Genomic DNA, 15,173 nt, shown 5'->3' on the forward strand with positions numbered 1-15,173 from the left:
CCACAATGGCCGACCTGATCGTTCGTTCACTGGGGCAGCAGCCCTACATGGAAACCTGGGAGGCCATGAAGGCCTTCACCGCCGAGCGGGATGAAACCGTCACCGACGAACTCTGGTGTCTGGAGCATCCCCGGGTGTACACCCAGGGGCAGGCGGGCAAGGCCGAGCATATTCTTGCCCCCGGCGACATTCCCGTTATCCCGGTGGACCGGGGCGGTCAGGTCACCTATCACGGTCCGGGTCAGTTAGTGATCTATCTGATGATTGATCTGAGCCGGCGTAAGCTTGGAGTTCGGGCTCTGGTGGACCAGATCGAGCAGGCCATTGTCCGCACACTGGCCGAGCTCGATATCGAGGCTGCGCCGCGGGCAGACGCGCCCGGCGTTTATGTCGGCGAGTCCAAGATTGCCTCGCTCGGGCTGCGGGTCCGGCGCGGTTGTTCGTTCCACGGATTGGCCCTGAACGTGGCCATGGATATGGAACCCTTCCGCCGCATCAACCCCTGCGGCTACGCCGGCCTGCCCATGAGCCAGGTCTCCGATTTCAGCCCCGATGCCACGGTGCCCGAGCTTGAACGTTGCCTGGCGGCTCAGCTGGTCGCCGGTCTCGGCGCATCAGCGGTTGACCACCGCCAGGGCTGGTAAGCGCCACCCCTGTATCGGGTCATGCTTGCATTGGCCCGATGGCCGCTTTTGCCGAGTCGATAGAGGTAGGTCAGATAGGCACCGCATCCGTATAATGACCAGAGCCGCCGGTGGCGGTGAAATTCTCGGATCCCGACAGGTCACGCATGTCAGCCAGCAGACGTCCAGGAAAATCGGTCTCCCGCATTAAAACCGGCAGCTTCGAGCGTCGGCTCAGTCTTACCCGCGCCGGTTTGTATGCCGGTACCCGCATGGCCTCGCACATGGCCACCAACTGGTTCAGTAATCGCGAAAAGCGGGAGCAGAAGCATCGCGCCATGCTTTCGAGTCAAGCGCGCTTTCTGGTGGATGAACTGGGTCAGCTTAAAGGCAGCGTGGTCAAGATTGGGCAGGTTATGGCGCTGTACGGCGAACACTTCCTGCCCGACGAAGTAACTGAAGCCTTGCACACGCTCGAGGATCAGACCACCTCGCTTGAATGGTCCGCCATTGAGCGGGTGCTGAAGGAAGAGTTGGGGGCGGCGCGTCTGGCGGAGCTGGAGGTTGATCCCGAGCCCATCGGCGCGGCATCGCTGGGTCAGGTACATCGCGCGGTACGTCGCAGTGACGGCCTGGAACTGGTGTTGAAGGTTCAGTATCCCGGGGTTGCTGATGCCGTCGACAGTGACCTCAACTCCGTTGCTCAGCTATTGAAGATTGCCCGGTTAGTCAGTTTTGGGCCGGAGTTCAATGACTGGCTGGAAGAAGTCCGGGACATGATGCATCGGGAGGTGGATTATCGACTGGAGGCCCGGACCACCGAGAAATTCCGGGAAATGCTGGCCTCCGATCCGCGCTTTATCGTGCCGCGGGTGCTTCAGGAATACTCCAGCGCCCACGTCATTGCCTCTACCTACGAACATGGCCACTCAGTGAGTTCGGGGCCGGTCAAGGAGTTGCCCCTGGAACGTCGCAGCGCGCTGGGCAAAGCCGCTCTGGAGCTGTTCTTCCGCGAGTTGTTTGTCTGGGGCGAGATCCAGACCGATCCCAATTTTGGTAATTACCGGATTCGGATCGCGGGTGAAGAAGGCCAAGATCCCGGCTATGACCGCATTGTGCTGCTCGACTTTGGCGCCGTGCAATCCTACAGTGACCGGTTCCTGAATCCGGTGCGCCAGATGATCCAGGCTTCTTATGAGCAGGATCTTGAGGCAGTCATCGATGGTGGTGTGAAGCTGCGGTTCATGAGCCTGGACTGGCCCCGGGATGTGCTGGAGACATTCGGCAACGTGTGCATGTCGGTGCTGGAGCCGCTGGCCTCGGATCATGAGCAGTGGCCGGATTACGCGATAAATGGCCGCGGCGAGTACCGCTGGAAGCAGAGTGACCTGCCGTCACGGGTGGCTCGTCAGGCGGCCCGCTCGGCCATCAGCCGGTATTTTCGGGTGCCGCCCAAGGAGTTTGTCTTCCTCAACCGTAAACTGATTGGCGTGTATACCTTTGTCGCCGTGCTGCACTCCGAATTCAACGGCGAGCCGTTGCTGCGCAAATACCTCTACGATGAGGACGCCTCGGCGACCAGCCAGAGCACGAAGGCGTAACGCAGCCCCTTGCCGATGGCTACCAGAATCACGAAGTTAAGCCAGGGCACCCGCATGATGCCGCCCACCAGGGTCAGTGCATCGCCACCCAATGGCAGCCAGCCCAGCAGTAGTGACCACTGACCGTAACGATTGAACCGGTTACGTGCGCGGTGCAACTGCATTTCGCTGATCGGAAACCACTTTTTATCCTTAAAGCGATCGACTTGTCGGCCGATAATCCCATTAACAACGGAGCCAAGCGTATTGCCCAGGGTGGCTGAAAACCACAGCCACCAGTACGAAAATCCTTGCGTCACCAATGTGCCCAGCATGATTTCCGAGTAGGCCGGAAGTAATGTTGCGGCTGCAAACGCCGTCAGGAAGAGCGTCAGATACGCCAATCAGTTCTCCTCGATTCGAAATTCACTATGTTGCTGCCGCGACAAACAGGTTGTCTCACGATGAAACAGCTATCCCTTCAGTTCAAACTCTATGCCCTGGTGATTTCCCTATTGTTGGTGCTGGGTATCAGTATTGTCGTCACCGCCCAGATGTCACTTGCCAGTATGGAAGGCCGGTTGACGTCCGAAGCCAGAGACACGGTGCAGGGCATTGTCATGGACCAGTTGAGCGCGACCGCCGGCAAGTACGGCGAGCTGGTCAGCGGTCAGTTTGCCACGGCTTATCGCACGCCCGAGGTGGTGCGCAATATTATCACGCGCAATATCCAGGCCGACAGCTCTGGCCGGATCAGCCGCCGTGACATGCAGGAGACCATCGGCGCCATTCTGGAGGAGCAAACCAGCCTGAGCTCTATTTACGCCCATTTCGAGCCGGACGCCTACGATGGTCAGGATCGGTATTTTACCGGCGGTGTTGAAGAGCACAGCAGCAACGACGGTACCCTGGAAATCTATTACTACCGGGGACCGGACGGCAACGTGGTGTTTAACCGCTCGGAAGAGACAGCGTTCAAGTACCTGGAAACCCGCAACGAATTCGGTATCCGCGATGGCGAATGGTACCTGTGCTCCCTTGAATCGAAGACCCCGTGCATCATGGAGCCGTACGAGTACGAAATCGAGAAAGGCTACACCGAGTTGATGACCAGTCTCGTCATTCCGATTCTGGATGATGGCGAGTTCGCCGGGGTGACCGGAACCGATCTCAACCTTACAACCCTGCAGCAGGCCATCACCGAGGTCAGCCAGACGCTGTTTGACGGCCAGTCGCGGGTCACCCTGCTGAGTCAGCGCGGCCTGATCGCCGCATCCAGTCATTACCAGGACCAACTGGGCCGCCCGCTGAATGAAGCCTTGCCGGAACTGGCGGACGAATTCGTGCAACTGCATCAGGGCGAAGGCAGCTTCGACGACGGTGAAACCCTGGCGGTGTCCTACCCGGTGGAGATCAGTCTCGCCAATAGCCAGTGGTCGTTGCTGATCGAGCTGCCCCGGGACGCGGCTCTGGCTGGCGTGCAGGAAATGACGCGCTTGCTGAAGGATGAGGTGGCCGCGACTGCCACCGATCAGACCGTGGTTGGTATCGTGGTGGTGGTATTGGCCACGCTGGTACTGATTGTGCTGGTTCGCTCGGTGACCCGGCCGTTGAACGAAATCCGCGATCGGATGCAGAACCTGGCCAGTGCCGAAGGTGACCTGACCCGGGAATTGGACATCGACACCCACGCCGAGCTGATTGACCTGGCGGGTGGGTTAAATACCTTCCTGGGCCGGCTGCGGGGCATGATCAATGATCTGAAGGACGTGAACTCACAGGTCCGTGAGCAGGCCCGGGGCGTGGGAGCCATTGCTCTGGAGACGGACGAGCAGACTTCGCGTCAGCACCAGGACATCGACAGTGTGGTGACCGCGATGAATGAGATGTCGGCGGCAGCCGGTGAGGTAGCCGGCTTTGCTGGCGATGCGGCCGAAAACGCGCGCATGGCCCAGGACGGCATTCGATTTACTCAGGACACTTTGCAGTCGGCAGTCAGTGGCGTGAACGCGGTCTCCACCGATATGGGCCAGGCCAGCACTGCCATTGGTCACGTGGCCAGCCGCAGTGAGGACATCAACCGGATTCTGGACGTGATTCGCGGGATCGCCGAGCAGACCAACCTGCTGGCGCTGAACGCGGCTATCGAAGCGGCGCGGGCCGGCGAGCAGGGCCGGGGATTTGCAGTGGTTGCGGACGAAGTCCGGACCCTGGCCCAGCGTACCCGGCAGTCCACGGACGAGATCAGCGAGATGATTGATGGTCTGAAGGTGGATGTGAACAGCGCGGTATCGGTGATCGAGAACGGCGTTGAGCGTGCCTCATCGGCGGTTGATGGAACCCAGGAAGCCGCCCACTCGCTGGCGACGGTGGTCGAGCGTATCGGCACTATTGTCGAGCACGTTACTCATGTGGCCACTGCGGCCGAGGAACAAAGCTCGGTCAGTGAGGAAATCAACCGCAACCTGACCCACATCGGCGACGCGGCCAATGATTTGCGTGAGCTGGCCTCCCGGGTCAAGGGCAGCGGGTCCACCCTGGATGAACAGGTTCAGGTGCTGGAGCGGGAACTGGGTCGCCTGAAGACCTGAGGGCAGGGCGGGCATGGCCAGGACCGGCGGTATGGTCCTGCGCTATGACCCTGATTCAGAGCATCAATTTTCAATTTTTTCTGACCGTGCGATCATGTGGCCCAAGTTTTCACGAAAGCGTCACGCGCAAATTCTCGAATTTCAGGAGGTCCTAATGGATCATGTAACAATCTACGGTCGCACCAGCTGCGGATTCTGTGTCCGCGCAAAAGGTCTTTGTGAGGCCAAGGGACTGACCCACACCTGGATCGACATGGCGGCTGAGGGGTTGAGCAAGGCGGACATTGCCGAGAAGATCGGCCGGCCCGTTCACACAGTGCCACAGATTCTGGTTGGCGATGAATACGTCGGTGGATGTGACGAATTTTTCCAGTTCGTCCGCAGTCGGGAAACCGCGCTCCAGGACTGAGTGTCGGCCCCCAAAGAAAAAACGCCCGGTCGCGATGAGCGCCGGGCGTTTTTTTATGCCTTCAGATCGTTCAATTAATTCAGATCTGGAACGGCGTTTTCAGCTTTTTTTCGACCAGCTGATTCTTCAGTTTCGCTACCCGCGGCAGCCCGTTTTCGAAGGGCGGGAAGCTTTCGCCCTCAATCAGCGGCTGCAGGTAATCGCGGCAATCCTGGGTGATGCCAAAGCCGTCATCGGTGATGTAGTGAATCGGCATCTTCTTTTCCTGGTTGGCGACTTCGCTCAGGGGCGCTTCGCCGATCTTCCAGCGGTAGGGTTTTGCCTGCTCGCGGACGATGGTAGGCATCAGCGCCTGCTTGCCACTGATGGCCATTTCCACGGCGGCTTCGCCGACCGCGTAGGCCTGCTTGACGTCTGTGGCCGAGGCAATGTGGCGGGCACTGCGTTGCAGGTAATCGGCAACGGCCCAGTGGTATTTGTGGCCCAGGGCCTGTTTCACCATGTTGGCCAGGGCTGGGGCTACGCCACCCAACTGGGTGTGGCCAAAGGCATCCTTGGCACCGGCGTCGGCCAGGAACCGGCCGTCTTCGTACTGGGCACCCTCGGAAGCAACAACCACGCAGTAACCGTATTCCTTCACGCAGTGATCAACACGGGCCAGGAAAGCGTCGCGATCAAACGGGATTTCCGGGAACAGGATAATGTGAGGCGGCTCGCCTTCACCCTGGCCTGCCAGACCGCCTGATGCCGCAATCCAGCCAGCGTGGCGACCCATCACTTCCAGGATAAACACCTTGGTGGAGGTTTCGCACATGGACTTGATGTCCAGGCTGGCTTCCATGGTGGAGGTGGCAATGTACTTGGCCACAGAGCCAAAGCCCGGACAGCAGTCGGTGAACGGAAGATCGTTGTCGACGGTCTTGGGCACGCCAATACAGGTGATGGGGTAGCCCATCTTCTCGCCAATCTGCGATACCTTGTAGGCGGTGTCCTGGGAATCGCCGCCACCGTTGTAGAAGAAGTAGCCGATGTCATGGGCGCGGAACACCTCGATCAGGCGTTCGTATTCGCGACGGTTCTCGGAGATGTTCTTGAGTTTGTGACGGCAGGAACCAAAAGCACCACCGGGGGTGTGGATCAGTGCCTGGATGGCTTCATCACTTTCAAGGCTGGTATCAATCAGCTCTTCCTGCAGCGCCCCGATAATGCCGTTTCGGCCGGCGAAGACCTTGCCGATCTTATCCGGGTGTTTGCGGGCGGTCTGGATGACACCGCTGGCACTGGCATTGATGACGGCGGTGACACCGCCAGACTGAGCGTAGAATGCGTTCTTGATGGCCATCTTGGGCTGGAGCCTCCTCTGGTTCAACGTTGGCGCAGATGATACGCCAAACCGCGTGGATTTTCATGAGCAGGATTGCGGATGGCGCGGCTCTTGACGGGCTCGGACGGATACGGGAGGCTTGTCGGGTTTCAATGGCAGAGGCAGTAACGGAATGCATATTCATATCCTGGGAATCTGTGGCACCTTCATGGGTAGCCTTGCGGTTCTGGCCCGGGAGCTCGGTCACACCGTGACCGGCTCTGATCAGGGCGTGTACCCACCCATGAGCACTCAGCTGCAAGCCCAGGGCATTCAGTTGATGGAGGGCTACAGTGCCGACCATCTGGAACCCAAGCCTGACCTGGTACTGATTGGTAACGCCATGTCTCGCGGCAATGCCGAAGTGGAGGCGGTGCTCAATCGAAACATCGATTACATGTCGGGGCCTGAGTGGCTGGCCCGGGAGGTGCTGCGTCATCGCTGGGTTCTGGCGGTTGCGGGTACCCATGGCAAAACCACCACCACCTCTATGTTGTTATGGATTCTGGAACAGGCCGGATTCCAGCCCGGTTACCTGGTGGGCGGTGTGCCCAACGATTTCCCGGTGTCGGCGCGGCTCGGCAACAGCGATTTCTTTGTCATCGAAGCGGATGAATACGACAGTGCGTTTTTCGACAAGCGCTCCAAGTTTATCCACTACCGGCCGCACACCCTGATCCTCAATAACCTGGAGTTCGACCACGCCGATATCTTTGAAAATGTCGAGGCCATCGAACGACAGTTCCACCACCTGGTGCGCACCGTGCCATCCCAGGGCCTGGTGATTCGCCCGGCCATGGACTCGCATCTCGACAATGCGCTTGAGATGGGGTGCTGGAGCCCGGTTCAGGACACCGCCATCGGCAGTGAAACGCCCCGAACCTGCGACTGGCGGGCCGAGCTGCTTTCTGAAGACGGTAGCCGGTTTATGGTGATTCACCATGAGCAGCCAGTGGCCACCCTGAAGTGGTCGCAGACCGGCATGCACAATGTGCGTAATGCGCTGTCTGCCATTGCCGCAGCGCGCCATGTAGGCATCACGCCGGATCATGCTGTTGCAGCCCTGTGCCGGTTCTCCGGCGTCAAACGGCGCATGGAGTTGCTGGCTGATGTGGGCGGCGTCCGGGTCTACGATGATTTTGCCCATCATCCAACCGCGATCGCGACCACGCTTGAAGGTCTGCGGGCGCAGGTCGGAGACGAGCCGATTGTGGCGTTGATCGAGCCGCGCTCCAATACCATGAAGCAGGGTGTGCACCAGCAGACACTGCTGCCTAGCGCGGCCATGGCAGACCGGGTGCTTTGGGCTAACCTCAACAACATGGATTGGCTGCCGGCACTGGTCGCCGAGTGGCAAGCCTCGCATGAAGAGGAGGGCCGGCATCGGGTCGAGGCTTCAGTCGAAGCACTGATTGGCCAGGTGTTGGACGATCTGCCCGCGCCTTGCCACATTGTGATTATGAGCAACGGCGGCTTTGGCGGTATCCACGGTAAACTTGTTGCCGAGCTTGAGCGTATCCAGAGCTGATTTTTCTGTTGTCACACCTATGATCAAGGCGAACCATGACTGAGACCGCAGCGCAGGCGCGAACCGTAAATCTGGCTTTTACCGGTGCATCGGGTGCCCAGTATGGCATGCGCCTGTTGCAATGCCTGGTGGCGGCGGGTTGTCGGGTTAATGTCATGGTCAGCAAGGCGGCTCAGGTGGTGATTGCCACCGAAACCGAGCTGAAACTGCCGGGTACGCCGCCGGCTATGCAGGATTTCCTGACCGAGTGGGCGTGCGCCAAGCCCGGGCAGATTCTGGTATTTGGGCGCGACGACTGGTTTGCGCCACCGGCGTCCGGGTCCGGTGAAAAAGCCCCGCTGGTGGTGTGCCCATGCAGCACCGGCACTCTGTCGGCACTGGCGACCGGCGCCAGCGATAATCTGATTGAGCGGGCTGGCGACGTCGCCCTGAAAGAACGTCGACAGCTGATATTGGTGCCCCGGGAAGCGCCATTCTCCGAAGTGCACCTTGAGAATATGCTGAAGCTGACCCGGATGGGCGCGGTGATCATGCCGGCCAGCCCCGGCTTCTACCATAAGCCGGATTCGGTCCAGGATCTGGTCGACTTTATCGTTGCCCGCCTGCTGGACCACCTGGGAATCGCTCAGGACCTGATGCCCCGTTGGGGCGAAGCCCGCTCGGAGAGTAAGCGCAACAGCCAGGACTAACGCTTTCCGGCGATGGTTTTGGTCAGCCCGATTGATGGTTTTCACCATTGAGTGAAACGGCCGCCCGGCCGAGACTTGGTGAACGACAATCACAATACGGGTTACTCACCGAGGTTCACCATGATTCCACGTACACTGTTCGACGCCGATCTCGAAGGCTTCCGCGATTCCGTCCGCAAATTCCTGGAGCAGGAGGCAGCGCCTTATCACGAACAATGGGAGAAAGACGGCCAGGTCAGTCGTGAGCTGTGGCGCAAGGCTGGTGAGCTGGGCTTCCTGTGCCCGACCATGCCAGAAGAGTACGGTGGAGTAGGGGCGGATTTCCGCTACAGCGCGGTGGTCATTGAGGAAGTGGCCTACGCCGGTCTGACCGGCATCGGTTGGGGCCTGCACTCCGACATCGTGGCGCCGTACATTCTCAATTACGGCTCGGAAGAACAGAAACAGCACTACCTTCCCAAGCTGGTATCCGGGGAGATGGTCACCGCCATCGCCATGACCGAACCCGGTGCCGGGTCCGATCTGCAGGGCGTAAAGACCACAGCGGTCAAGAACGGCGACCACTATGTTCTGAACGGTTCCAAGACCTTTATCACCAACGGCCAGCTGGCGGACCTGGTGATCGTGGTCGCCAAGACCGATCCGAAAGCGGGTGCCAAGGGTACCAGCCTGCTGCTGGTTGAGGCGGCCTGGGAAGGGTTCGAGAAGGGCCAGAACCTGAACAAGGTAGGTATGAAGGCCCAGGACACGTCGGAACTGTTTTTCCAGGACGTGAAAGTACCGGCCACCCATCTACTGGGCTCCATGGAAGGTCAGGGCTTCGTGCAATTGATGCAGGAGCTGCCGGCTGAGCGCCTGCAGGTGGCGTTGTCGGCGGTTGCCGCTGCAGAGGCCGCGTGGCAGTGGACCCTGGGCTACGTGAAAGAGCGCAAGGCCTTCGATAAACCTGTCATTTCATTCCAGAATACCCGCTTCAAGATGGCGGAAATGAAGGCTGAAATCACCGCCGCGCGCGTGTTTACCGATCGCTGCCTGGAACTGCACCTGGACAAGAAACTGGATATCCCGACCGCCGCCATGCTCAAGCAGCTGACCACCGATCTGCAGTGCAAAGTGATGGACGAATGCGTGCAGTTGCACGGTGGCTACGGCTACATGTGGGAATACCCGATCGCCCGCGCCTGGGCCGATTCCCGGGTGCAGCGAATCTACGCCGGCACCAACGAAATCATGAAAGAAATCGTCGCCCGCTCGTTCTGATCGATAGCCCCCGGTGCCGCGCGCCGGGGGTTGTACAGGTTGAGTTACCAAAGTTTACAAATTGCCAAACCTATCAAGGTCTCCGGTCCCCACATCCCTTAGAGTGTCGGCACAACCTCTAACAAGGATAAACGGTTGCCGTGATGAAGCCTGCCCATTGCCCCAGTGTGTCACTTCTGGTTCTCGCCCTCGGTCTGGCCGGGTGTGGTGAGGAATCCGACAACCTGCCTGTCGATGGCAGAGACTTTGACGGTGTCGAATACAGCGAACCGGTGGCCTACACCGGCAAGGCCATCGATGGTTACCTGATCAACGCCCGGGTCTGGCTTGATATGGACGGTGACGGCCAGTACACCCCGGGGCCGATGACCATTGCCCTGGATAACGGCGCAGAAGTGGTGCTTGAAGCCGGTGAGCCGACCGCAATGTCTGGTGAAAACGGCAACTTTTCCCTCGATGTGGCCGAGCTGGAGCAGGATCCGGAGGTGGGGCCGGACCTCGATCCCCGGGATTACCCACTGCATGCCCTGGCGCTGCCGGGCAAAACGCTGGAGCAAACGCCGGCCGGGAATGTCGCGGTTGCCAGTGCCTACCTTTTGTCGGCATCGCCCGGGGTGCGCAATGTCACGCCCCTGACCACCCTGGCCAGATTCCGGACCTTGGCTGGGCTGACGGAAGGGTCAACGCATAATCTTCCGGAAGGTTTGGTGGGGATGAACCTCCGGCGGGATTACGTCCAGGCGGAAGACGAGCGTGCCCACGCTTACGCCCGGGCACTGGCCCGGTTCATGGCCAGTCAGATTCCAGATGACTATAACCAGCTGTTGGCCAATGCCGGCAGCACCGGTACCGAGCGTTTTCTGAGCGCAGATGCGGCGGTTTTGCTGGGAGTGTCGTTGGCGCAGCATGCCCCTGACATCGTGGATATCGTCGATGAAGTGGCCGGCAGCGAATACGCCACCGTGGCGGTGGAATCGCTGGAGTTGCCGGTAGTCGCTCTGGAGCTCAGTAACCCGACCTTGCTGACCCGTCAGCGCATACTTGCCCAGCCGAAATTGTCAGCCGACCTGCCGACCGGGGTGTCGGATCTGAAACAGTCGGCGGAACTGCTGTTTGACTACAACGAGGCAGGGCAGCTCAAGTCCATTTCGGCCAATGGCTGCCTGGCGCCGTCGATGCCAGAGCTGGCTCGATTGGTTGCGGTTGAAGGCTATGCTTCCAGGCTCGCTACTCAATGGTTCCCCTCGGCGGCACTGTCTGAGCAGAGTGTGATTAATTACGACAATCCCGGCATCGATGAGCGTCTCGTGTTCGACTGGGCTAATGATCAAATCCATTTCGAAACGGCGACCACCTGTCATGAGCATGAGGGCATCTTTGCTGGGTCCAGCGAATTGGGAGGTAATCCAGAGATCACCTACAGCTGGACAATGGATAGCGATGACCGGGTTGAGCTGGAAGCCCGCATTTTCCGCCCCGATGGCTCCGTGCTGACCACCCGGACTCTTGAGTCAGAGGCCATTGCAAACGGAGTTGCCGGCTTTGTTCCTCACACCCTGAATGAAGGTATGGCTGAAATAATGTCGCTGCAGCTGGCCGACCCCGGCGGAGTCTGTTTGACCGATGAAGAGCTAAAGAATGTCGCAGATTTGGATGTGGTGGTCAGTTCAATCGAGCCTTTCTCCTTTTCCGGTTATGAGCCGCAACCAGTGTCATTCAACGACCTGGAAATGGAGCTGGACATCCGCACCCTCTTAGATCCCGATACCAATGGCGAGGTCACGTTCAATCGTTTGCTGCGTTATGGTTTCCTGGATCCACAGACGGCCGGTCTGGCCAACGTGGATGCGACGCGGGGCTTTGAGTGGGTGATGTACTACGCGCCGATGGGAAGTTCGGAGTTTACGCCAATCCAGCCAAACTTGATTGCGGAGGCCTATCTGACTCGGCACAACGGCGACAAGCTCTGTGGTCGCGAATTCGAGCGCACGCCGACATCGGCTTACGCACGGGTCGAATACGATTATCAGTCGCTGTCTGATTACCTGATAGGGCTGTTGCAGTAGGCGATTGCCCACCAGAGATAAAGCGGAAACAGTCCGGCCACGCAGATCAGCGGGTCGGTCGTCATTTGGAAAGGATCGATTGCTTTGGGTGATTCGCCATTTCCTGGGGGAGGAAATGGTGCCGAGGAGAGGACTTGAACCTCCACGGGGTTGCCCCCACTAGCACCTGAAGCTAGCGTGTCTACCAATTTCACCACCTCGGCAGGTGATTTGCAGCTCGTCGTTAGTCAGTTGAAAAACTGGACGTTTCTGCCAGCGGTGAGGTGTGTCCCTCAACCGATGGCGCGTACTTTAATAATTCCGGCAAAAGCTGTCAAACGTTTTTTCTAAAAAAGACGGGCAGGTATTTGTGCCTATTCTTCTTCTCCGGTTAGGCAGCTACCCCATCACGACGTTATACTGCAACACAAATCTTATACACATGAGCCTTCGAGGCTCCGTATCGTAGCAAGGATCCGAATGGTTTCCAGGAAGAAAGAAGATCAAGATCCTCACGCCAATCGTGAGGCTGAGAAGTACGAAAACCCTATTCAAAGTCGTGAGTTCATCATCGCCCACCTGAAAGAGAGAGGGGCGCCGGCAACTCATGAAACTCTGTGCGACGAGCTGGGTCAAACCTCGCCTGAGGGGGTTGAAGCCCTTCGCCGTCGCCTTATCGCTATGTGTCGTGACGGGCAGATGATCTGCAACCGTCGTGGTGCCTACCTGCCCATTGAAGAAGCAGACCTGGTGACTGGTCGTATCATTGGTCACAAGGACGGCTTCGGTTTTCTGGTGCCGGATGACGGTGGCTCCGACCTGTTCCTGACCGCACGTCAGATGCGTCAAGTCTTTCACGGCGACCGGGTGGCTGCCCGGGTGGATCGGGTTGACGATCGGGGGCGCCGCGAAGGCGTCATTGTTGAGGTGCTCGAGTACCGTACCAATCAGACCGTGGGCCGGTTTTTCCAGGAAAGCGGTATCAGTTTCGTGGTGCCGGAAAATGCCCGTATCAATCACGAGGTGCTGATACCGCAGGAGCATGCCGGTGAAGCTCGTCACGGCCAGTATGTGGTTGTGGATATCATTCGTCAGCCCAGTGTGCGAACTCAGCCATTGGGCAAGATTGTTGAAGTGCTGGGTGAGCATATGGCGCCAGGCATGGAAATTGATGTTGCCATCCGGTCCTACGACATTCCCAACAGCTGGCCGCCAGCGTTAGGGGAGCAGGTCGCCAAGATTCCGGATGAGGTCACTGAAAAAGACAAAGAAAACCGGGTTGATATCCGTAACCTCCGGTTGGTGACCATTGATGATGAGACCGCTCGGGACTTTGACGATGCGGTCTACTGCGAGCCAAGACCACGGGGTGGTTACCGCCTGCTGGTTGCGATTGCCGACGTATCCCATTATGTCCGTCCGGGCTCGCCGCTGGATGATGAGGCGGTCAACCGCAGTACGTCGGTGTACTTCCCGGACCACGTGGTACCCATGCTGCCCGAGAAGCTATCCAACGGCCTGTGCTCGCTGAATCCAGGTGTCGATCGCTTGTGCATGGTGGCCGATATGACCATCAGTGCTTCCGGCAAAATCAGTGGTTACAGCTTCTATCAGGCGGTGATGTACAGTCATGCCCGGCTTACCTATAACAAGGTGAGCGACATGCTGGAAAATCCCGATACCGAGTCGGGTTATCGTTTGTGTGAGCAGTACGCCCATGTGCTGCCCCAGCTGCACAACCTCTATGGTCTGTATCAGTTGCTTCGTAAGGCTCGGACCGAGCGTGGCGCGATTGATTTCGAAACCACGGAAACGAAGATTGTCTTCGATGCTGATCGCAAGATTGAAGAGATCGTCCCGGTTACCCGGAACAATGCTCACAAGATCATCGAAGAGTGCATGCTGTGCGCGAACGTGGCCACCGCCAAGTTCCTCAAGAAACATAAGCTGCCGGCGCTGTATCGGGTTCACGATGGTCCGTCCGAAGAGCGTCTGAATGCGGTCCGGCTGTTCCTGGGTGAGTTGGGTCTGCAGTTGGGTGGCGGTGATACCCCCAGCTCCGCCGACTACCAGGCATTGCTGTCAGAGATTTCGGATCGCTCCGATGCCAACGTCATCCAGACGGTTATGCTGCGTTCACTCAGTCAGGCGGTGTACAGCCCTGAGGAAGGCGGTCACTTTGGTCTCGGCTTTTCCGGTTACTCGCACTTCACGTCGCCGATTCGTCGCTACCCTGATTTGATCGCTCACCGGGCCATCAAGTCGGTGATTCACAGCGAGTCAGAGTCCAAGGATATTGTGAAGCCGCCGAAGCCGGATCCGCAGTTGGCGGAGTACCCCTACGATTTCGCGCGCATGCAGCAGCTGGGTGAACACACCTCGATGGCCGAGCGCCGCGCCGACGACGCCACCCGCGATGTCATGGCCTGGCTCAAATGCGAGTACCTGCGTGACCACGTGGGCGAAGAGTTCGACGGCGTGATTGCGGCCGTGGTGCCGTTCGGGTTCTTTGTCCAGCTGTCCGGTGTCTACATTGAGGGGCTGGTGCATGTGTCCACTCTCAGCGGTGATTTCTTCCATCACGATTCCGCCAAGCATCGGCTGATCGGCGAGCGCACGGCCATGAGTTTCCGGCTGGGTGACGAGCTGCGGGTAAAGGTGATGCGAGTTGGCATGGAGGATCGCAAGATCGATCTGGAGCTGGTCAGTGAGCCGGTGCACCGTAAAGAAGATCGTGACGCGCTCGATATCCCGGATCGTACGGATGTCAAGAAAGGTCGGCGCAAGGCCGGTGGCAAGTCCGGAGGCGGTAAGCCAGAGGGCCGTGCGAAAGCTCCAGGCAAGGCGCCGCGGACCGGGGGTTCGGATAAAAAGTCGGACGCCCCGCTGAAGGCGCCTCGGAAGCGACCTGCGGCCTCAAAGCCTAGTGCCAAGCCCAAGCCGGAAAGCTCGAAGCCGAACCCGGACGAGCCGATGTCTGCTCGGGATGAGCTGGTGGCCCAGGCCGCCAAGCTTGCCCTGGATAAGGACAAGAAGCCGGGCAAGGACGGTAAAGCCGACAAAAAACGCAAATCCCGTAAATAAC

Annotated in this window: 11 protein-coding genes and 1 tRNA gene; 9 read left to right on the top strand and 3 right to left on the bottom strand. The window is 58.9% G+C overall.

The window, feature by feature from the left end:
• Positions 1–5: 5 nt before the first annotated feature.
• Entirely contained in the window at positions 6–644 is a 639-nt protein-coding gene (gene lipB, locus QUE89_RS04145) for a lipoyl(octanoyl) transferase LipB (protein WP_286221959.1), read from the top strand.
• 146 nt (positions 645–790) lie between these two features.
• On the top strand, positions 791–2,224 hold the full coding sequence (locus QUE89_RS04150) for an ABC1 kinase family protein (RefSeq protein WP_286221960.1): 1,434 nt from the start codon (positions 791–793) through the stop codon (positions 2,222–2,224).
• On the opposite strand, the gene QUE89_RS04155 is transcribed toward QUE89_RS04150, so the two are convergent.
• The gene (locus QUE89_RS04155; protein WP_286221961.1) at positions 2,179–2,607 is read right to left on the bottom strand and encodes a YqaA family protein; all 429 of its coding nucleotides are present in this window, start codon (positions 2,605–2,607) and stop codon (positions 2,179–2,181) included. The genes QUE89_RS04150 and QUE89_RS04155 overlap by 46 nt on opposite strands.
• A 60-nt stretch (positions 2,608–2,667) precedes the next feature.
• On the opposite strand from QUE89_RS04155, the gene QUE89_RS04160 reads away from it, so the two are divergent.
• Together QUE89_RS04160 and QUE89_RS04165 are read left to right on the top strand one after the other, a co-directional pair.
• Positions 2,668–4,794: a methyl-accepting chemotaxis protein gene (locus tag QUE89_RS04160; RefSeq protein WP_286221962.1), complete on the top strand. Its 2,127-nt coding sequence runs from the start codon at positions 2,668–2,670 to the stop codon at positions 4,792–4,794.
• Between the two features lie 154 nt (positions 4,795–4,948).
• Positions 4,949–5,203, top strand: a complete 255-nt coding sequence (locus QUE89_RS04165; protein ID WP_286221963.1) for a GrxA family glutaredoxin — start codon at positions 4,949–4,951, stop codon at positions 5,201–5,203.
• Between the two features lie 79 nt (positions 5,204–5,282).
• On the opposite strand, the gene QUE89_RS04170 is transcribed toward QUE89_RS04165, so the two are convergent.
• Entirely contained in the window at positions 5,283–6,545 is a 1,263-nt protein-coding gene (locus QUE89_RS04170) for a 6-phosphofructokinase (protein WP_286221964.1), read from the bottom strand.
• A 154-nt stretch (positions 6,546–6,699) separates the two neighbouring features.
• Between QUE89_RS04170 and mpl the strand changes: the two genes are divergently transcribed.
• From mpl to QUE89_RS04190, 4 genes are all read left to right on the top strand, one after another.
• Complete coding sequence (mpl, locus tag QUE89_RS04175) at positions 6,700–8,094, top strand: UDP-N-acetylmuramate:L-alanyl-gamma-D-glutamyl-meso-diaminopimelate ligase (protein ID WP_286221965.1); 1,395 nt, start codon at positions 6,700–6,702, stop codon at positions 8,092–8,094.
• Positions 8,095–8,129: 35 nt separating this feature from the next.
• Positions 8,130–8,783 carry a flavin prenyltransferase UbiX gene (locus QUE89_RS04180; RefSeq protein WP_286221966.1) on the top strand — a complete coding sequence of 218 codons (654 nt, stop codon included), beginning with the start codon at positions 8,130–8,132 and terminating at the stop codon, positions 8,781–8,783.
• Positions 8,784–8,903: 120 nt separating this feature from the next.
• Entirely contained in the window at positions 8,904–10,043 is a 1,140-nt protein-coding gene (locus tag QUE89_RS04185) for an acyl-CoA dehydrogenase family protein (protein ID WP_286221967.1), read from the top strand.
• A 143-nt stretch (positions 10,044–10,186) separates the two neighbouring features.
• Positions 10,187–12,109, top strand: a complete 1,923-nt coding sequence (locus QUE89_RS04190) for a hypothetical protein (RefSeq protein ID WP_286222819.1) — start codon at positions 10,187–10,189, stop codon at positions 12,107–12,109.
• A 116-nt stretch (positions 12,110–12,225) separates the two neighbouring features.
• On the opposite strand, the gene QUE89_RS04195 is transcribed toward QUE89_RS04190, so the two are convergent.
• Positions 12,226–12,312, bottom strand: a tRNA-Leu gene (locus tag QUE89_RS04195).
• A 256-nt stretch (positions 12,313–12,568) separates the two neighbouring features.
• Between QUE89_RS04195 and rnr the strand changes: the two genes are divergently transcribed.
• Complete coding sequence (gene rnr / locus QUE89_RS04200; protein ID WP_286221968.1) at positions 12,569–15,172, top strand: ribonuclease R; 2,604 nt, start codon at positions 12,569–12,571, stop codon at positions 15,170–15,172.
• Position 15,173: the final 1 nt, after the last annotated feature.

This window comes from Marinobacter sp. LA51 (assembly GCF_030297175.1).
Taxonomy (GTDB): domain Bacteria; phylum Pseudomonadota; class Gammaproteobacteria; order Pseudomonadales; family Oleiphilaceae; genus Marinobacter; species Marinobacter apostichopi.